The sequence below is a fragment of the Mycolicibacterium setense genome (assembly GCF_000805385.1).
In the GTDB taxonomy this organism is placed as follows: domain Bacteria; phylum Actinomycetota; class Actinomycetes; order Mycobacteriales; family Mycobacteriaceae; genus Mycobacterium; species Mycobacterium setense.
Map to the genome: position 1 here is coordinate 162,193 of NZ_JTJW01000003.1, position 20,217 is coordinate 182,409.

Sequence of the window (20,217 nt, forward strand, 5' to 3'; positions counted from 1 at the left end):
GTAACTTCAACGCAAAGAAACTCTGAGCAATTTCTGGGAGCTAACCAACCCAGCGGTTGATCGACCTCTGTACCGCGTGGTCAAAATGAATCTGACCAGCTGTTTTGCCGCATTGTGACGATCCTCACGAATATGGCCATTAGAGTCAGCGGATGCTTCGAATCGCGGTGTGGGGTACAGGGAACATGGGCGCGACGGCGATCAGGTCGGCCACGGCATTCCCGGGCCTCGAACTGGCTGCAGTCATCACGTCGTCCGAGGAAAAAGCCGGTCGTGACGCCGCGACGTTCGCCAAGCTCGACGCTTCGACCGGCGTCACCGCCACGACCGACGTCGACGCGGCGCTCGCGCAGTGCGATGCCGTCGCGTACATGTCCTCCGGCGATATCCGGCCGGAGGAGGCCATCGCCGAGATCGAGCGGTGCCTACGCGCGGGCAAACAGGTGGTGACGCCGTCGCTGTACTCGCTCTATGACCCGGCCTCGGCACCGACCGAGTGGGTCGACCGGCTCACCGACGCCGCGGTGGCCGGCAACGCCGCACTTCTGGTCAGCGGCGTCGATCCGGGCTGGGGCAATGACGCACTCGCGGTGATCGCAGCGGGGCTGTGTACCCGGATCCGCACCATCCGGTGTCAGGAGATCTTCGACTACTCCACCTACAACCAGCCGCATTCGGTGCGGGTGCTCTGCGGATTCGGCGGGTCGATGGACGAGACGCCGATGATGTTGCTGCCGTCCATTCCGACCATGGTGTGGGGCGGCAATGTCCGTTTGATCGGTCGCGGGCTGGGCCTGGAGATCGACGACATCACCGAAACGGTCGAACGGCTGCCGCTCACCGAGACCGTCGACAACGTCATGGGCCGGTTCGAAGCGGGCACGCAGGGAGCGTTCCGCCTTCAGGTGATCGGATGGTCGAAGGGCGTCGAGCGGATCATCATCGAGCACATCACGCGCATCGACCCGTCATGCGCGCCGGAATGGCCACAACCCGATGAGGGCGTCGGCGACCATCGCGTGATCATCGACGGTGATCCGCAGCTGAGCATGGTGGTGCGTGCCGACGTGCCGGGCGGGACGCGTGCCGACGGCGGCAACACCACCGCGGCCAACCGCCTGCTGGGCGCGATCGACTGGCTGTCGACCCAGAAACCCGGCATCTACGACGGCCTCGACGTGCCGCTGCATCCGCCGCTGCCCGCCGAGGTCGAGGCGACCCGCTGGGTCTAGCTTCTCGCCCGCGAGCAGACGCAGAGTCGCACCAATCCGCGTGGAAAGGTGCGACTCTACGTCTGCTCGGCAATCGAGGGCGGCGGTTAGTCCGCTGCCGCCTCCGTGGCGGGTGGCTCCTCAGTCGGCGGTGATTCCGGATCGGCCGGTGCCGCTGCTGCGGACTCTCCCTCAGCGTCTTGCTGCGACGCCTCAGGCGATTCCGCCGGCGCCTGGGGGGATGCCGGCGATTCGGCGTCGGGCAGCTGACCCACCAGGTACTCGGCGAGGCCGCCGATGGTCGGGTAGTCGAACACCGCGGTCGCGTTCAGCGTGAACTTGCCGCCGAACTGACTGTGCAGCCGGTTGCGGAGCTCGATCGCCATCAGCGAGTCGGTACCGAGATCCAGGAAGCGGCTGGTCGCGGCAGGCGGAGAGGCCAGGCGCAGGAAGTTCTGCACCTCCTTCTGGAGGAACTCGGTCACGAACCCGGCGCGCTGCGGCACCGGAATCTCGAGCAGCTGCTTGAGCACCTCGCTGTCCCCGACGACCTCGCCCACGGCGTTCGGCAACACCAGATCGAGAATCGGCGGCCGCTGACTGCCCAGCACCTTCGCGGCCCGCTGCCAGTTCGCCTTGATGACGGTGGCCTGGCCGGTGCCGTTGGCGATCACCTCGGCAAGCGCGGAGAGCGCTGCCGAGGGATCCAGCGGAATCAAGCCCTGCGCACTGATATTCGCGGTCGCCGCCTCCGAGGACGCCATACCGCCCTGGCCCCACGGGCCGAAGTTGATGCCCGTGGCCGGCAGACCCTGTGCCCGCCGCTGCGCGATCAGACCGTCGAGCAACGCATTGGCCGTCGCGTAGTTGGCCTGACCGGGTGACCCGAACAGGCTCGACACCGACGAGGACACGATGAAGAAGTCCAGATCGTCGTCCTTCGTCAACCTGTCCAGGTAGTCGGCACCGAAGGCCTTGGGGGTCAACGTCGTCCGGAAGCGCTCCACGCTCTGCTGACCGAGCAGCGCATCATCGAGCACACCCGCGAGATGCGCGACACCGGCAAGCGGTGGCAGTTCTGCGCGGATGCGGTCGAGCAGCGCCGACACCCCGGATTCCTCACCGACATCGGCGCTGAATACGTGGACGCGGGTCTTGTAGCGCTCGGTGATCTCATCGATCAACCGTTGCGCTTCCGCGTCGGGCGTACGGCGGCTGGTCAAGACGATGTCCCCGGCACCCAGTTGCGCCAGATACGACGCCGTGTGCAGACCGATCGCACCGAGCCCACCGGTGATCAGGTAGCTCCGGTCGGACCTCGGCTGCAGCGGAGTCGGCATCTGGCACACGATCTTGCCGATATGCCGGGCCTGCTGCATGCGCCGGAACGCCGTCCTGGCTTCCGTCAGTGGGTAGATCTCGGCGGGAAGCGGCGTCCAGTCGCCGTTGGCCAACCCCTCCGACACCTCGGTCAGCAGGGTGCGAATGCGCTCGGGCTCCTGGAACATCACCGTGTCCAGCGCCACGATCTCGTACGCGATATCGGGTCGGGCCTCGGCCATCTGCTCCGCGGTCCAGATATCGCGCTTGGCGATCTCGGCGAAACGGCCGTTCTTGGCAGTGGCCCGCACGGTCGCCTCGACGAACCCTTCGCTGGTCAGCGAGTTGAGTACGACATCGACACCCGCGCCGCCGGTATCCGCGAGGATTTGGTCGGCGAAATCGGTTGTCCGCGAGTCGTACACATACTTGACGCCCAGCTTGCGCAGCGTCGCCCGCTTGAAGGTGCTCGCCGTCGCGTAAACCTCGGCGCCGCATTGCTGCGCCATCTGGATGGCGGCCAATCCGACACCACCGCTGGCGGCATGGATGAGCACCCGGTCACCCTGCTTGAGTTGCGCCCAGTCGAACGCGAGCCGGACCGTCAGCGCCGCAGCGGGGATCGTGGCCGCCTCGACCGCGCTGATCCCGTCGGGAATCGGCGCCAGGAACTGCTCCGGCACGTTGAACCGGCTACCGAAAGCCCCCTGCATGGAGCCGTAGACCCGCTGGCCCACCTTGACTCCGGTGACACCTTCACCCAATTGCGTGACCACACCGGCGAAGTCACCACCGATCGGTCCGGGATCACCCGGGTAGAGGCCCAGCACGTTGAGGACGTCCCGGAAGTTGAGGCCCGCGGCCTCGACTCGGACCTGTACGTAGCCCTCCTCGGGTGCCGGAACCTCCTTCTCGGTGATCCGCAGGTTGTCGATCGCGCCGCGTTCGGTCGGCGCCAGCACGTAATCGCTGCCGCGTGGCACCGTGAGATGCCCGCTCCGTGCCCACGGCAACAGCCGGGAGGCCAGTAGCTTGCCTTGCCGCACCGCGATTTCCGGTTCTTCGACCGGTGTGACCAACAGGTTCGCCAATGCCTGCACAGCCTCCGGCGACCCGTCGCAATCGACGAGTTTGGCGCGCAGCGCCGGTTCCTCGTTGATCGTGGTGCGTCCGAATCCCCACAGCGCCGCCTGTACCGGATCGACCGGCTCACCGGACTCGGTGGCGACGGCGCGCTCGGTGACGATCAACAGTCCGTTCGGAAGTTTCACGTCACCGCTCTGTACGGTGTGCACCGCGCTGAGCAGGTTGGCGATCTCGGCCTCGAGCCGTGCCTGACTGTCGGCGCTCGACTCCTGTGAGTCCGGCGCGGTAGCACGCCAGACGACACCGGAGAACGGAAGACCGCGTTCGAAGGCCTGCGCCAACACCTGTCCGAGGAGCTCCTGGTCGGTGTTGCGATCGAACGGGATGCAGCCCGGAATCTTGGCGGCCAGTTCATCGAAACCGGCGATCAGCCAAGTGCCGGTGGGATTTTCGGCTGCAGCTGCGTCGTCGGAGGACGGCACCGGAACCTCGTGCCAGCCGAGCGTGTACAGCAGCCGGGTGGCATCGCCACCGAGGCCACGGAGCAACGCCTCGCGAGGCGCGCGCTTGACCGTGAACTCTCGAACCCCGCCCAGATAACGGCCATCGCGATCGAGGTAGTCGAGATCGAAGACCTGGGTTTCGCTGTCCAGGGCACTCTGATGCCACCGCGCACGGCAGTAGAACCGCCGGGGCATCTTCTCCTTCAACGTCACCTGTCCGTACCGCAGCGGCAGGAACAGGTCGTTGACTCCCTGCTCGGCTGCGAGGAGGGCCGGGAACGCGGGGAAGGCGACGCCCGTGCACAGGTCCATCAGCACCGGGTGCATCGGCTCGGTTCCCAGTTGTTCGGCGAGTTCTTCGCCGACCAGGATGTCGCCGATCGCTTCACCTTCGCCGAGCCACAACGACTTCAGGGATCCCGACCATGTCGGGCCCCATGCCAGTTCCAGGTCGGCGAACGTCTCGAACAACTCCTGCGGACGCATGCGTTCCAGGCGCTCGATCGCCTCGTCGACAGGATCGGACTGCTCGGCGGCCTGCTCGCCATCGGCATCGGAGACTCCGGCCACCACTGTGCCTTCGGCATTCAGCGACCAGTCGGCTGTCCGGTCCCCGTAGGGGCGGCTGTGCACCTGGAACTTCCAGCCACTGCCCTCGTCGAGCGGATGCAAGGACAGTTGCACTTCGCGAGAACTCTTCTCGGGCAGGATGATCGGCTCGTAGAAGAAGACGTCCTTGGCATGGGCCGGAGTTCCGACGGCGGCCAGCGCCATCGCCGCATAGGTGGCGCCGGGGACCACCACGGTGCCGTAGATGACGTGGTCGGAAAGCCATGGCTGCGATTTGACCGACAACCGGCTGGTGTAGACCGAATCGCCTGAAGCGAGATCCTTCCCACTGCCCAGGATTCCCGAACCCACGGGCCCGTTGACCTCGGAGGTGATTCCGGACCCCTTGGGCCAGAAGCGACGTCGCTGGAACGGGTAGGTCGGCAGTTCGAGCCTGCGACGGGTCCCGCGATGCAGTGCGGTGAAATCGGGCCGGTGACCACCGACGTAGGCAGCGGCCAGTGCATCGGCGATCTGACGGCGATCACCGACGCCCTTGCGCAGCGAGACAATGGCTCGCGGCGCCGCCAAGTGCTCCGGCCAGACCTGGACCGCAGCCCCGGTCAGCACCGGTTGCGGGCCGATCTCCATCAGAATCGAGCAGCCCAGTGCGGCCACGGTGCGCACGCTCTCGGAGAACTGCACCGGCTGGCGGGAATGCTTGCGCCAGTACTGCGCGTCGAGCGGTGTCTGGGCGGTGAGCACAGCGCCGGTGCGGTTGCACACCAGCGGCAGCGTCGGCCGCGCGAACTTGAACTGCGCTGCGTAGGACTCGAATTCATCGAGCACCGGGTCCAGCAGTTCCGAGTGGAAGGCGTGGCTGGTCTCCAGCCAGGTGCAACGGATCGCCTCCTCGCCGAACTTGTCGACGATCTGTTCGAGATCCTCGCCCGGACCCGAGAGCACGGTGTTGGGCCCGTTGTAGGCGCCTACCGAGACCCGGGGGAATTCGCCGGCGATCTGCTCGACGTGCTTGGGATCGGCGAACACGGCCACCATCCGCCCGCCTTCGGGCAGGCTGCCGAACAGTCGGCCGCGCTCGGCCATCAGCCGCGCGCCGTCCTCGAGGCTGAAGACGCCGGCCACGCATGCCGCGGCGTACTGGCCGACGCTGTGCCCGAGCACCACATCGGGCTCGATGCCCCACGACTGCCACAGGCGAGCCAGGCCCATCTCCACGGCGAAGATCGCGGGCTGGGCGAACGACGTGTGCCGCAACGTTTCGCCGGCCTTGCCGCCCGTTTCGCGATTGTCGGCGAAGATCACGTCGAGGAGCGGTTGCGCCAGCATGTCCTTCACCGCATCCGCGCAACGGGTGACCGTCTCGGCGAAAACCGGCTCGGTGTCGAACAACTCACGCGCCATGCCGGCGTACTGGCTGCCCTGCCCGGTGAACAGCCATGCCGTCATCGGGTGGTGCGGACGCTCGCCCCGGGTGACACCGTGTCGCAGCCGGTTCTCGGCCAGCTCTGCCAGGCCGGCACGAGCATCGGCCACCGAGTCCACCACCAGGGCAGCGCGGTGCTCGAAGTGCGAACGGCCGGTGCCCGCGGTGAGGCACAGATCGGCGAGGTCCACGTCGGGGTGCGCACCCAGCCAGTCGTCGTAGCGCTGCGCCAATGCCACCAGTGCCTCCGGTGACCGCGCGGACATCGTCAACACCTCGACCTGTTCGACCTGAGATTCGGCGGCTGATTCCGTCAAGGCTTCGTCGGCGAGCGCTTCCTCGGCGGAGACGGGCTGTGACGGCGCTTCCTCGACCAGGACATGTGCGTTGGTGCCGGTGAATCCGAAGGAACTCACCCCGGCGCGCCGCGGCCTGCCGTTGGCGTGCCACGGGATCGCCTTGTCCACCACCCGCACAGGCAGCGAATCCCACGGGATGTGCGGTGACGGATTGTCGAAATGCAGGCTCTGGGGCAGGGTCTCGTGCTGCAGCGACAACACGACCTTGATCAGGCCGGCTGCACCCGATGCCGACTCGGTGTGGCCGATGTTGGTCTTCACAGAGCCCATCAGCAGCGGCCGGTCGGTGTCCCGTGACCCGCCGTAGGCCGCGGCGGCGGCCTGCACCTCGATCGGATCACCCAGCGGGGTACCGGTTCCGTGTGCCTCCAGGTAGTCCACGTCGCCGCCGTTGAGGCCGGCACGGCTCAACACCGTCCCGATGAGGCGTTGCTGCGCACCACCATTGGGCACGGTCAATCCGCTGGAAGCGCCGTCCTGGTTGACGGCGCTGGCCGGAATGACCGCGCAGATGTTGTCACCGTCGCGCTGCGCGTCGCTCAGCCGCTTGAGGACGAGAATCCCGCAGCCCTCACTGCGGACATAGCCGTCGGCGGATTCGTCGAAGGTCTTGCATCGTCCGACGGGGGACAACATCCTGGCGCGGGATGCGGCGACCACGGTCACCGGACTCAGCAGGACATTCACGCCGCCGGCCAACGCCATGTCGCAATCACCGGAATGCAGTGCCTGGCAGGCCTGATGGACAGCGACCAACGCCGAGCTGCATGCGGTGTCGATCGCCACCGCCGGCCCCTCGAATCCGAGGGCGAAGGCAACGCGACCGGAAATGGCGTTGAGCGCATTGCCGGTGATGAAGTGCGGTTCGATCTTCTCGATCGGTTCCGAGGAAAGCAGATGGGCATACTCGTTGGCCGCCACGCCGACGAACACACCGGTCCGGCTGCCGCGCAGTGCCTCGGGTGAATGACCGGCCCTTTCGAGGCCCTCCCATACTGTTTCGAGCATCAGGCGCTGTTGCGGCTCGATCCAGACCGCCTCGCGCGGGGAGATCCCGAAGAATTCGGGATCGAATCCGTCGATACCGTCGAGGAAACCGCCGAACCGCGTGTAGGTCTTGCCGGGAGCATCGGGATCCGCGTCGAAGAATTCGTCGATGTCGAATCGGTCCTCCGGGACTTCCCGGATGGCGTCGACGCCGCCGGACAGCAAGTCCCAGAATGCCTCCGGGTTCGGGGCGCCGGGGAACCGGCACGACACCGCGACGACGGCGATCGGCTCGTCGGTGCGTGTGGCCGCCACTGACGCCGGTGCGGCTTCGGACTTCTGCTCGCTGAGGCCGAGCACCTCGCCGAGCAGATAGTCGGCCGCGTCGGACAGTCGCGGATGGTCCATCACCAGGGTGACGGGGATTTCCTTGCCAACACCCTGTTCCATGCGGCGCCGCAGTTCCACGGCCATCAGCGAGTCCATGCCGAGGTCGAAGAACCCGGCATCCTCGCGGATCTCCGCGGCGTCCACCCGCGTCACCTCTGCGACGGCGTCGCGGAGGTAGTCGGTCAGGAGCTTCTTGCGTTGCTGCACAGGAGCATTCGTCAATCGGTCGACCAGATCGGTCTTCCCCGACCCTGTGGCGGACGGGGAGACGTCCGTCAGGTGCGCCGGCAACTCGCTCTCCAGCTCGGCCATGTATCCGCGCCGACCTGCCTGCTGATACAGCGGCAGGAAGCGGGACCAATCGATCCTGGCGACAACTCCCTGTGCCGGTCCCGCAGCCGCGGCCGACGCCACGGCGTCGGCCATACCCGCGAGCGCATCGGCCGGCGACAACGTCCGGACGCCGCGCTGTTCGAGCCGGGCCCGGGACTCGGCATCGGCCATGCCCGCCGACCAAGGACCGAAGTTGACGCTCGCACCGGCGACGCCCTGCTCGCGCAGGCGCCAGGCCATGCCGTCGAGGAACGCGTTCGCCGCACTGTAGGCGGTTTGACCGAAGCCGCCCCACACCGAGGCGATGGACGAGGTGCTGATGAAGAAGTCGAGCTTGAGATCGGCGGCCGCCTCACTCAAATGCCAAGCACCCCAGACCTTGCCGGCGAAAACACGGTCGATCTCGGCGTCGTCGAGGTTGCTCAGCGGAGTGGTGCCGATTTCGCCCGCGGCGTGGACGATGCCGGCGAGCGGCGGCCGCTCGGCCCGCACCGCCGCCAACAGCCGTGCGACGCCGTGCGCGTCGGCGACATCGGCCGTGACGGTCCTGATATCGCAGCCGTGTTGTGCGTTCAGCGCGTCGATGCGTTGTTGTGCCACATCGCTGGGCGCGCGACGGCTGGTCAGCACCAGATTCTTGGCGCCGTTGGCCGCCAGGTAACCGGCGATCTCCAGCCCGATGGAGCCGAGCCCGCCTGTCACGAGATATGTTGCGTCGCCGCGCAGTTGCAGCTGTGCGCCGCTCGGCCCGTCAGCCCGTCGAATGAGCCTCGGGACGTAGACGGACTGGTCGCGCAGGGCGATCTGGTCTTCGCGGCTCGCGGAGTCGGGCGCCGTCGAGATTCGGTCGATGAAACGGGACCATTCGTCGGCGGTTCCTTCGGCCAGATCTGCCAGTCCGCCCCAGACCTGTGGAACCTCGAGCGCGGCCGCGCGGCCGAAACCCCACAGAGCGCTCTGATCCGGTGCCACGCTGTCCGCGTCGGTGACTCGTTGCGCGCCGCGGGTCACCACCCAGATGGGCCTGCGCAATTCGGCGGCGGTCGCCGCACGGAAGAGCCGCCGTGTCCCGCCGAGGATCTGATGTTGCATCCGCAGCAGTGACCGCATCGAAGGAGCGGTCGGGGATTTCGGATCGGTTTCCAGCGCTGCGATATGCACGATCCGCAGTGACGGTTCGTCGGCGGCAGCAGCGCGCAAGGTGTCGGCGAGCTGTTCCTCGTCGGCATCGGAAGCCGGCAGCGCCACGAATCGATGCTGCTGCCCGCGGGCGGTGAGGGCCTCGACCAGCGGTTGGACCGCCGGGGAGTCCGCACCGATGAGAAGCCAGGTCGACGGCCCGCTGGCCTCCGCGCCGGAGAGGGGAGTCGGGGACTTCTGCCAGCGGATCTCATAGCGGTCGTCGGCGATGGAGTGGCTTGTGCGCTGTTGGTTGTGTTGCGCCGCAAGCTTGGTCAGCAGCTGCACGGTGTGCGGATCGTCGCCCGAGCCGCCGAGCAGGCCGGCCAGTTCGTCGATTCGGCCGTCTTCGAGGAGCCGGACAGTCTGGGTGCGTGCGGCAACGTGCTGTTGTTGGTTCGGCTCCGCCCGATTGTCCGAGTACCAGTACTGGCGGTGCTCGAACGGGTAGGTGGGCAGATCGAGCTTCTGCGCGTGTGCCTGCCGGAAGGCGCCGAACTCGGGCAGGTGGCCGAGGACGTACGCATCGGCGACGGCCTCGGTGATCTGTCGTTGGTCGGAGGTGTTCCGGCGCAGGGAGGTGATGACCCGCGGTGCGGTGGCCGGGTCGGGCCACGCGCTCAGGGCCGTGGCGGTGAGCACCGGTCGCGGGCCGATCTCCAGCAACAGCTTGCAGTTCAGATCGGCCAGGGTGCGCACGCTCTTGGCGAATTCCACCGGTTGCCGCGCGTGCCGGCGCCAGTACGCACCGTCGAGTTTCACGCTGCGGCCGAGAGCGGCGCCGGTGCGATTGTCGATGAGGATGCGTTGTGGCGGGTTGAAGGTGAACCGCTGCGCGTATGCCTCGAATTCGTCGAGGATCGGCTCAAGCAGCGCCGAGTGGAAGGCGTGACTGGTCTCCAGCCAGTCGCACCGGATGCTCTCGGCGGTCAGCCCGGCGATCGCCTTCTCCAGATCCTCTGCGGGCCCGGACAATACGGTGTTCGCGCCGTTGTAGGCGGCGACCGACAGGGTCGGGTACGCGTCGGTGAGGTTCTCGACGCGCTCGGCGGGGGCGAACACTGCGACCATGCGGCCGCCGGCAGGCAGGCTGCCGAAGAGGCGACCGCGTTCGGCCATCAGCTGCGCGCCGTCTTCGAGGCTGAGCACGCCTGCCACGCAGGCCGCCGAGTACTGGCCGACACTGTGGCCCAACACCACATCGGGCTCGAAGCCCCATGACTGCCAAAGGTGGGCCAGGCCCATCTCCACCGCGAACAGCGCAGGCTGCGCGTAGGAGGTCTGCCGCAGCGTCTCCTCCGCATCCGGACTGTCGAGGTCGAAAATCACGTCCAGCAGCGGCTTTTCGAGAACGTCGGCGACAGCGGCCGCGCAACGCCGCAGCGTGTCGGCGAAAACCGGCTCGGTGTCGAACAACTCGCGGGCCATGCCGGGGTACTGGCTGCCCTGACCGGTGAACAGCCACGCGGTCTTCGGGGTGTCGTGCGATTCGCCACGGACCAGGCCGGGGGCCGGACGGTCGTCGGCCAGCGCCCCGAGCAGCTCGACGGCCGCCTCGCGGGAGTTGACCACCAGCGCGGCGCGGTGCTCCAGGTGCGCGCGCCCGACTCCGGCCGTGAGACACACATCGGCCAAGGTGGCCTCAGGATGCGCGGTCAGCCAGTTGCGGTACTGGTCGGCGAGCTGCACCAGGGCGGTCGGGGTTCGTGCCGAGAGGGGAAGCACGCTGAATTTCGCCGGAGCCGCCCCGGCGGCGACATCAGGCGTGGGAGCCGCCCCGGCGGCGACATCAGGCTGGACCTGTGGCGCTGGCGCCTCTTCGAGGATGACGTGTGCGTTGGTCCCGGCGAACCCGAACGAGCTGACGCCTGCGATACGGGGCTGACCATTGCGTTCCCAGGGGGTCGACTCCTTGACGACCTCCACCGCCAGCCGGTCCCACGGAATATGGGGCGACGGGTTTTCGAAGTGCAGGTGCTTGGGCAGCGTCTCGTTTTCGAGCGAGAGGATGACCTTGATGACGCCCGCGATCCCCGCGGCGGCTTCCAGGTGTCCGATGTTGGTCTTGGCCGAGCCGATCAACAGCGGCCGGTCGGCTTCGCGTCCGGCGCCGAGCACTGCGCCCGCGGCCTGCGCCTCGATGGGGTCACCCAGCGAAGTTCCGGTGCCGTGCGCTTCGAGATAGTCGACCTCGCTGGGTTTGACGCCCGCGCGCTTGAGGGCGGCGCTGATAACCCTTTGCTGCGCCACACCATTCGGCACGGTCAAGCCACCGGACGCACCGTCTTGGTTGATTGCGCTGCCGCGGATCACGGCCCGAATTCGGTCACCGTCACGGACCGCGTCCTCGAGACGCTTGATGACGATGACGCCGCAGCCCTCTCCGCGTACGTAGCCGTCGGCGGCGGCGTCGAACGTCTTGCAGCGGCCGTCGGGAGCGAGCATGTGAGCGCTCGAGAAGGTGATCATCGTCGCCGGCGTGAGCAGGACATTCGCCCCTCCGGCCAGGGCGAGGTCGCACTCTCCGAGGGTGAGCGCCTGACACGCCTGATGGATCGCCACGAGCGACGAGCTGCACGCCGTGTCGACGGCGACCGAGGGCCCCTGCAAACCCAGCCGATAGCTGATCCGGCCGGCCGCCGCGGCGTTTGACGTCCCGATGGCCATGTAGGCCTCGATCTCGGGGTACGTCAGCTCGTCGGAGGCCATCCCCAGGTAGTCGTGGGTGGCCAGACCGACGAAGACACCGGTGTTGGTGTCGGCCAAAGCTGTTGGTGCAGTGCCTGAATGCTCGACGGCTCGCCACGCAGTCTCAAGCAGAAGTCGATGTTGAGGGTCCATCAACCGGACTTCGCGGGTCGACAGACCGAAGAACGGTGCGTCGAACCCGGTCACGTCGTCGACGAATCCCGCACGGCGGGTCACGACCTTGCCGGGCACACCAGGGTCGGGGTCGAAGAATTCGTCGACATCCCAGCGGTCTGCGGGTATCTCTGACACCGCGTCTCGGCCCTCGCGCAACACCTCCCAGAACCCGTCAGTGTCCTGGGCCCCGGGAAAACGCGCCGCATAGCCGATTATGGCAAAGCGAGGGGTCGATTCGATCGGATGTTCAGCGGTTCCCATGCCGTTGTCCTCCTTGCATCGGCGGTCACACGTTGACTACGCGGGACATTTGTCGCTCGCGAAAATTGTCCGCCCCCCGACGGCACTACGCACTATTACACGCGAACCTGTGACGCGTGAGGCGTAGGTCTCGCCGTCAGGTGGGGTGGACGGTTGCCAGCGGACCGAGGGTATGTTGGGCAACCACGGGTGATCACGGCCACAGCCGGCCGAACTGGGAGGGTGAGCTTTGCGCATCGGCAAGATAACTGTTGGGGCACTTGAGGAATGGGCGTTGAGTCCGGGCTCGGTAACTTCGTGGCACCCGACGGCCGCAGCTCAGGAAACGGCGAGCCGCGCGCCCGTCAGCTCAGTGCCAGTTAGCTACATGCAGAGCCAACACCTTAGAAATTATTGCGAGAGAAACTTGGCCGGACTGAACTTCTCACGGCAGATCATCGCCAGTTGTGAAGTGCCGGGGCAGTGTGATATCGCGGCCATGGATCACGCGGTCAATTCCTACCTGCGTCGGCACGACACATTCCGCAGTTGGTTCGAGCGGACCGAAGACGGCAAATTTGTTAGACATGCAATCGAAGATCCGGCGGATATCGAGTTCATGCCCGTCGACCAGGGGCAGATGACCGCCGACGAAATTCGCGCCCACGTCGTGGGTATACCGAATCCCTTGGAATGGGGCTGTTTCACTTTCGGCATCATTCAAAGCGAGAATCATTTCACCTTCTTCGCCGCCATGGATCACGTACACGGGGACGCGACGTTGATCGGTACGACGATGATGGAAGCCAATGGCATGTATTCGGCGATGAGCGGGAGTGGGCAAGCCCTTCAGCTTCCCGAAGCCGGCAGCTTCGACGATTTCTGTGTCCGCGAACGCGAGTACACCTCAGCGCTGACCCTGGATTCCCCTGGCGTGCGCGCGTGGATCGACTTCGCCGAGAACAACCGGGACGGCTTTCCGGAATTCCCACTGCCGCTTGGTAACCCGGACAAGTCTCTGAGCAGTGCGTGGAGCTCACAGGTTCTGATGGACAACGCACAGACGGACCGCTTCGATGCGGCCTGCGCCGCGGCCGGCGCCCGTTTCGTCGGCGGTTTGTTCGCCTGCCTGGGTCTGGTGGAGCATGAGTTCACGGGTGCGCTCACCTATTACGGACTCACCCCGCGGGATTCCCGCAAGGCCGGCGACAATTTCATGACGCAGGGTTGGTTCACCGGCCTGATCCCGATTGTCGTGCCGGTCGCGGCAACCTCTTTCAGTGACGCCGCCGGCGCCGCGCAGGCGTCATTCGATTCGGGCCTGGACATGGCGCGGGTGCCGTACTACCGCGTGCTGGAGTTGGCGCCGTGGTTGAACTGGCCGCAGCCGAACTTCCCCGTTTCGAATTTCCTGCACGGCGGCGCCGCTCCGCTCAACGCTATCCTCGCTGCAGGCGATCTGGGCCTCGCGAACAACATCGGGATGTATCCGGACAATCGGTTCTCCTACCAATTGACCATCTACATCTTCAGGTATGGCGAGGGCACGGTCATGGCGATCATGCATCCCGACAATGCCGTCGCCGAGAAATCGGTGACGCGCTACATGGATGCCATGAGGTCGGTGTCGTCTCGGGTTGCTGACAGCGGGCACTGGGGGCGCGTCGCATAGCGGCGGGCAAATGATGCGATGCGCAAATTCGGCGCGAGGGTGAGGGCGAGATGCGACGGCTGGCCGATTTCGTAGTCCGGTGGCCCTGGGCGGTGATCGGGATCTGGGCGGCCCTTCTGGTGGCCCTGCCACTGGCATGTCCGTCGCTGAGCGACATGGCCCAGAAGCACCCGCTCGCCATCCTGCCCGGCGACGCACCGTCGAGTGTCACCGCCGAGAAGATGACCGAGGCGTTCCACGAATCGGGCAACAACAACCTGCTGTTGGTGGCCCTGATCAACGAGAACGGGCTGGGCTCCTCCGACGAGGCGACCTACCGCAAGCTGGTGGATGCGCTGCGCGACGACGTCGCAGACGTCGAGAGCGTGCAGGATTTCATCGCCACGCCACAGCTGAAACAGTTCCTGACCAGCAAGGACAAGACCACCTGGGTGCTTCCGGTTGGCCTGGTCGGTGAGCTGGGCACACCGCGCGCGATGGACTCGTTCAACCGGGTTTCCGAGATCGTCAAACTCAACACCGCCGGCAGTCCGGCGGCAGTGCACCTGACAGGTCCCGCGGCCACCGCCGCCGACCTCACCGTCGCGGGGGAGAACGATCGGCTCCCGATCGAGATCGCCATCGCGGTCCTGGTCCTGCTGGTGTTGTTGGTGGTCTACCGAAGTCCGGTCACGATGCTGCTGCCGTTGGTGACGATCGGGTCGTCCCTGCTCATCGCCCAGGCGCTGGTAGCGGGATTCTCCGAGTTGACCGGTGCTGGGGTCTCGAACCAGTCCGTCGTATTCCTGAGCGCGATCATGGCCGGCGCGGGCACGGATTACGCGGTGTTCCTGATCAGTCGCTATCACGACTATCTGCGGTCGGGCAAAGACTTCGACCAGGCGGTACGGGCCGCGATGCTGTCGATCGGGAAAGTGATCACCGCGTCCGCGGCGACGGTCGGCCTCACCTTCCTGCTGCTGAGCTTCACCAAGATGGGAGTTTTCAAAACGGTCGGCGTGGCCGCGGCGATCGGCATCGCCGTCGCGTACCTGGCCGGACTGACCCTGCTGCCGGCCATTCTGGTGCTGGTCGGACCGCGCGGGTGGGTGAAACCGCGGCGCGAATTGACTGCCCGGTTCTGGCGGCGTTCGGGAATCCGCATCGTGCGTCGTCCGGTGCCGCACCTCGTGGCCAGTCTTCTCGTATTGGCCCTGCTGGCCGGCGCCGCGATCTTCGCGAGCTACAACTACGACGATCGCAAGGTCGTGGCGGGGTCGGCACCGAGTTCTGTCGGATACGCCGCGGTAGAACGTCATTTCCCGATCAGTCAGTCGATTCCCGAGTACATCCTCATCCAATCTCCGCATGACTTGCGCACGCCGAGGGGGATGGCGGATCTGGAGCAGATGGCTTCGCGCGTCGCCCAGCTGCCCGACGTCGGCCTGGTCAGCGGCATCTCTCGTCCCCTGGGTGAGGTGCCTCCGGAGTTCCGGGCCACGTTCCAGGCGGGCATCGTCGGTACGCGTCTGGCCGACGGTTCCACCCAGATCGATCAGCGCTCCGGCGACCTCAACCGGCTGGCGGCCGGGGCCAACACACTGGCAGGCAGCCTCGCCGATGTGCGCACTCAGATCAACCAGATCGCGCCCAGCCTGCAGAGCCTGGTCGACACGTTCTCGTCGGTGCGAACCGAGTACGGCGGCGACAAGCTGGTGAAGGACGTCGCCACCGCGGCCAAGCTCGTGCAGAGCATCAATGCGCTCTCCAATGCCATGGGGTACAACCTCTCGGCCGTCAAGAACATCTTCGGCTGGATCGATCCGGTCCTGGCGGCGCTGCAGAACAACGCGGTCTGCGATTCCAACCCGTCCTGCGCTGAAACCCGCATCCAGTTCCAGCGGCTCGTCGACGCGAACAAGGACGGCAGCCTCGACCAGATCAACGACCTCGCTCATCAGCTGAACGGCGCGGGGGACGACAAGCAATCGCTCAACTCGACGGTCACCAAGCTGAACGCCGCGCTGGCCAGCGTCAACAAGGCGGTCAAGGCCATGGGGCTGAACAAGCCGGGCGGTCCGCAGTCGGGCTTGAAGGATCTGCAGCACGGTGCCAACCAGTTGGCCGGCGGAAGCCGGGAAGTGGCGGGCGGTGTGGACGAACTCGTCAAGCAGATCAAGGTGATCTCTGCCGGGCTGGACCAGGCCTCGTCGTTCCTGTTGACGATGCGCAACGACGCCGCGGATCCGGCACAGGCGGGGTTCAACATTCCGCCCGAGGTGCTGAACATGCCGGAGTTCAAGAAGGCTTCGGCGGCATACGTCTCGCCGGACGGCCGGTCGGTGCGGTATCTGGTTCAGACGAAGCTGAACCCGTTCAGCCCCGAGGCGATGGATCAGGTGAATCAGATCCAGGACGTCGCCCGGGGCGCCCAGCCGAACACCACGCTGGCCGACGCCTCGATATCGATGGGCGGATTCCCGGCCGCACTACGGGATACGCGTGACTACTACCAGCAGGACATCCGCTTCATCATGACCGCGACCCTCATCGTGGTGCTGCTGATCCTGATGTTGCTGCTGCGTTCGATCGTCGCACCGCTGTACCTCGTCGGGTCGGTGGTGATCTCGTACTTCGCGGCACTCGGTATCAGCGTGCTGGTATTCCAAACCCTCCTCGGTCAGCAATTGCATTGGAGCGTGCCGCCGTTGGCGTTCGTGGTGCTGATCGCCGTGGGGGCCGACTACAACATGCTGCTGATATCGCGAATGCGCGACGAGTCCCAGCACAGCACGCGGTACAGCATCATCCGCACGCTGAATTCGACCGGAGGCGTGATCACCGCGGCCGGCTTGATCTTCGCCGCGTCCGTGGCCGGTCTGATGTTCTCGTCCATCGGCATAGTGGTGCAGGGCGGCTTCATGATCGGTGTGGGCATCCTGCTGGACACCTTCGTGGTGCGCACCATCACGGTGCCGGCCATCGCTGCGCTGGTCGGTAAGGCGAACTGGTGGCCGTCGAAAGCCGCCGGGGGGAGGCTGCGCACGTGAGCAGTCAGGAAGTTGCGCGCGTAAGTACGGGTGAGCGCTCACGCATGATGTGTGTGAGACTACGAAACGAAGCGGGGCGATCGGGAGTGGGGATGAAGAAACTCCTTGCAGGACTTGCAGTGTTGGTGACCACCAGCGTCACAGGATCCTTCGGCGTCCTCGGGAGTGCATGGGCTGATGACACGCCGGCCCCTACGCCGCCGCCTGGCGGGCCCGCCGCCGGAACGCCGTCAAACCCCGGAACGGCGTACGCATTGGGTGGCGCGCACGTTCTCGGCATTCCCTATGACGAGTACATCCGCATGACCGGCGAGCACTGGTTCCCCGGTATGAAGCGGACAAAGGTCGACTACCCGGCGGGGCAGGTTCAGGGTCACACCCTGGAACGTTTCTTCCCCGGTATCGGTGCTCTCGGAGAACAGATGTATCCCGGCATCGGTCTCGACGGGCCCAGCATCGGTGAGTCTGTCGACGAGGGAGAAGGAAACCTCGAAGCCGCGATCCGTAACGGCGGCAAGGGAACAGCGATGGGGCTGTCCGAGGGAGCGCTCGTGCTCAACGCGGTAAAGGCGCGACTGGCCAATGACCCGACTGCTCCGCCGCCGGACCAGCTGAGCTTCGCGACGTTCGGCGACCCGATTGCCAAGCACGCCTTCGGTGAGAGCTTCCTGACCCAGAACTTCCCCGTCGGCAGTGTCGTGCCGTTCATGGACTACCGCATACCGGCTCCCGTGGAGAGCCAGTACCACACCGACCAGTTCGTCTCCGCTTACGACAGCATCGCCGACTGGCCGGACCGGCCCGACAACTGGATGAGCGTGATGAACGCGATTGCGGGCCTGGCCACCGGCCACACCGCGATAGCCTTCACCAATCCGAGCAACGTGCCGCCGCAGAACATCAGAACGACGGTCAATTCCAAGGGTGGGACGACGACGACCTACCTGGTTCCCGAAGAGCACCTGCCCTTGGTGTTGCCCTTCAAGTACCTCGGATATGACCAGAACACACTCAATCAGCTCGACGGGATCCTGCTCCCCATGGTCGATGCCGGTTATTCGCGGAACGACGATCCCGCGACGGCGCCGATCACGGTGGATCCGGTGCACGGTTTCGACCCGGCGGAAGTCACCGCACCTGCCAACGAGGCGACCTTCGGCGGCGGCACCGATCCGATGTCGGAGCTGGCCAACGCTGCGTTGTCTGTGCTGAACCCGCACGGCTGACGCAGTCGCCGAACCGATTGATTCGACGAGTTACGGACGGATGTTTTGATGCCTAGCCCCCAGTCGTCAATTCTGTCGATGTTGCACGGACGTGCCAGTCTGCGCCCCGACGATCTTGCGTTCACCTTCACCGATTACACGGCTGACCCGGCGGGTGTGGTCGAGTCTCTGACGTGGTCGCAGCTGTCGCGCCGGACGATGAATGTGGCGCGCGAGATCAGCCTGCACGGGTCGGTCGGTGACCGGGCGGTGATTCTCGCCCCGCAGGGCCTCGAGTACATCCTGGCGTTCCTGGGTTCCATGCAAGCCGGGTTCGTGGCGGTTCCGCTCCCGATGCCTCACCGCGGTTCGAGTCATGATCGCGTGAGTGCGGTCTTCATCGATACGAAGCCTTCGGTGGTTTTGACGACGTCCGCGGCCGCCGAGGATGTCGGTGATTACGTGGATCAGTCGCGCATGAACACCGCGCCGAAGATCGTGGTGATCGACTCGCTGAATCTGGACGCCGAAGAACACAGCGGTTCCGACGGCGGCACCGTCGAGTTCCCCAGCACGGCGTATCTGCAGTACAGCTCGGGTTCGACCCGGCTGCCCACCGGGGTGATGATCTCGCACCGCAACCTGCAGGCGAATTTCGAGCAGTTGATGCGTGGCTTGTTCGCCGAGGCCAACGTCAAGTCGCCGGGCAATATGACGATCGTTTCGTGGCTGCCCTTCTACCACGACATGGGTTTGGTCCTGGGTGTCTGCGCACCCATCCTGGGCGGCTACTCCGCGGCCCTGACGAGCCCGGTGGCGTTCTTGGAGAAGCCGTCCAGGTGGGTCCGGGCGCTCGCCGAGAACCCGGGTGCCTTTTCCGCCGCGCCCAACTTCGCCTTCGACCTGGCCGCCCGCAAGACCAAGGATGCCGACCTCGCCGGTCTGGACCTCGGCGGCGTGGCGGGCATCATCAACGGCGCCGAGCGCGTCGAGCCGGCCACCTTGGAGCGATTCGCAGACAGGTTCGCCCACTTCAACTTTCGCGAGGACATGCTGCGTCCGTCGTACGGACTCGCCGAGGCGACGGTATTCGTGGCGACCGGAACCTGGAGCGACTCGTCGGAGGTCGGTCACTTCGATGTCGATGAACTGGCGGCTGGCCGGGTTCGGCGGTGTGCGGCCGGAACTGGTTCTGCGCTGGTCAAATACAGGCCGCCGCAGTCACCGGTGGTGCGCATCGTGGATGTCGAGACGAACACGGAATGCGCGCCGGACGTGGTCGGCGAGATCTGGGTGCACGGCGACAACGTCGCGACCGGTTATTGGAGCAGGTCACCGGAGGAGCAGCAGTGCTTCGGTGCCACCCTCGCCGAACCGACACCCGGCACGCCTGCGGGTCCGTGGTTGAAGACCGGTGATCTGGGCTTCGTCTCCGAGGGTGATCTGTTCGTCGTCGGGCGCATCAAGGATCTGCTGATCATCCGCGGGCGCAATCACTATCCCGAGGACATCGAGGCAACGGTGCAACAGATCACCGGTGGTCGGGTCGCGGCGATCTCGGTTCCGGTGAACAGCACCGAGAAGCTGGTGACCGTCATCGAGGTCAAGAAGCGGGGCGAGTCTCCGGTCGAGGCGGTGCACTGGCTCAAGGAGATCAAGAGCGACGTCACCTCCGCGATATCCAATGCGCACGGGTTGAACGTCGGGGATCTCGTGCTGGTACCTCCGGGGTCGATTCCCACCACCACGAGCGGCAAGGTCAGGCGCGCCGCCTGCGTCGAGCAGTACCGACAGGATGAGTTCACCCGGTTGGACGCCTGAGCGTCACGGGTTGGTCCTTCA

At 65.9% G+C, this 20,217-nt stretch carries 6 protein-coding genes; 5 read left to right on the top strand and 1 reads right to left on the bottom strand.

All coding sequences use genetic code 11. The features are described 5' to 3' along the window. The first annotated feature begins 152 nt into the window (after window positions 1-152). Window positions 153-1,232, top strand: coding sequence for an NAD(P)H-dependent amine dehydrogenase family protein (locus QQ25_RS02325; RefSeq protein WP_039312932.1), 1,080 nt, complete (start codon window positions 153-155; stop codon window positions 1,230-1,232). Between the two features lie 86 nt (window positions 1,233-1,318). Here the strand turns inward: QQ25_RS02325 and QQ25_RS02330 are convergent, their stop codons facing one another. Further along, a complete protein-coding gene (locus QQ25_RS02330) occupies window positions 1,319-12,490 on the bottom strand; it encodes a type I polyketide synthase (protein ID WP_052235566.1) in 11,172 nt (3,723 codons plus the stop codon). A gap of 229 nt (window positions 12,491-12,719) precedes the next feature. On the opposite strand from QQ25_RS02330, the gene QQ25_RS02335 reads away from it, so the two are divergent. The 4 genes from QQ25_RS02335 (at window position 12,720) to QQ25_RS02350 (ending at window position 20,196) form a co-directional block, all read left to right on the top strand. After that, complete coding sequence (locus tag QQ25_RS02335; protein WP_039376941.1) at window positions 12,720-14,141, top strand: condensation domain-containing protein; 1,422 nt, start codon at window positions 12,720-12,722, stop codon at window positions 14,139-14,141. A 50-nt stretch (window positions 14,142-14,191) separates the two neighbouring features. Beyond that, the gene (locus QQ25_RS02340) at window positions 14,192-17,170 is read left to right on the top strand and encodes an MMPL/RND family transporter (RefSeq protein WP_039312938.1); all 2,979 of its coding nucleotides are present in this window, start codon (window positions 14,192-14,194) and stop codon (window positions 17,168-17,170) included. A 92-nt stretch (window positions 17,171-17,262) separates the two neighbouring features. Continuing rightward, window positions 17,263-18,396, top strand: coding sequence for an acyltransferase PE (gene pe, locus QQ25_RS02345; RefSeq protein WP_039312941.1), 1,134 nt, complete (start codon window positions 17,263-17,265; stop codon window positions 18,394-18,396). 48 nt (window positions 18,397-18,444) lie between these two features. After that, window positions 18,445-20,196 (top strand): AMP-binding protein, encoded by a 1,752-nt coding sequence (locus tag QQ25_RS02350; protein ID WP_082017381.1) that lies wholly within the window; start codon window positions 18,445-18,447, stop codon window positions 20,194-20,196. The last annotated feature ends 21 nt before the right edge of the window (window positions 20,197-20,217 follow it).

Excerpts from the sequence above, each read along its gene's own strand:
- QQ25_RS02325 (WP_039312932.1), top strand. The coding sequence starts at position 153 with ATGCTTCGAATCGCGGTGTGGGGTACAGGGAACATGGGCGCGACGGCG.
- QQ25_RS02330 (WP_052235566.1), bottom strand. The coding sequence starts at position 12,490 with ATGGGAACCGCTGAACATCCGATCGAATCGACCCCTCGCTTTGCCATA.
- QQ25_RS02340 (WP_039312938.1), top strand. The coding sequence starts at position 14,192 with ATGCGACGGCTGGCCGATTTCGTAGTCCGGTGGCCCTGGGCGGTGATC.
- pe (WP_039312941.1), top strand. The coding sequence starts at position 17,263 with ATGAAGAAACTCCTTGCAGGACTTGCAGTGTTGGTGACCACCAGCGTC.
- QQ25_RS02350 (WP_082017381.1), top strand. The coding sequence starts at position 18,445 with ATGCCTAGCCCCCAGTCGTCAATTCTGTCGATGTTGCACGGACGTGCC.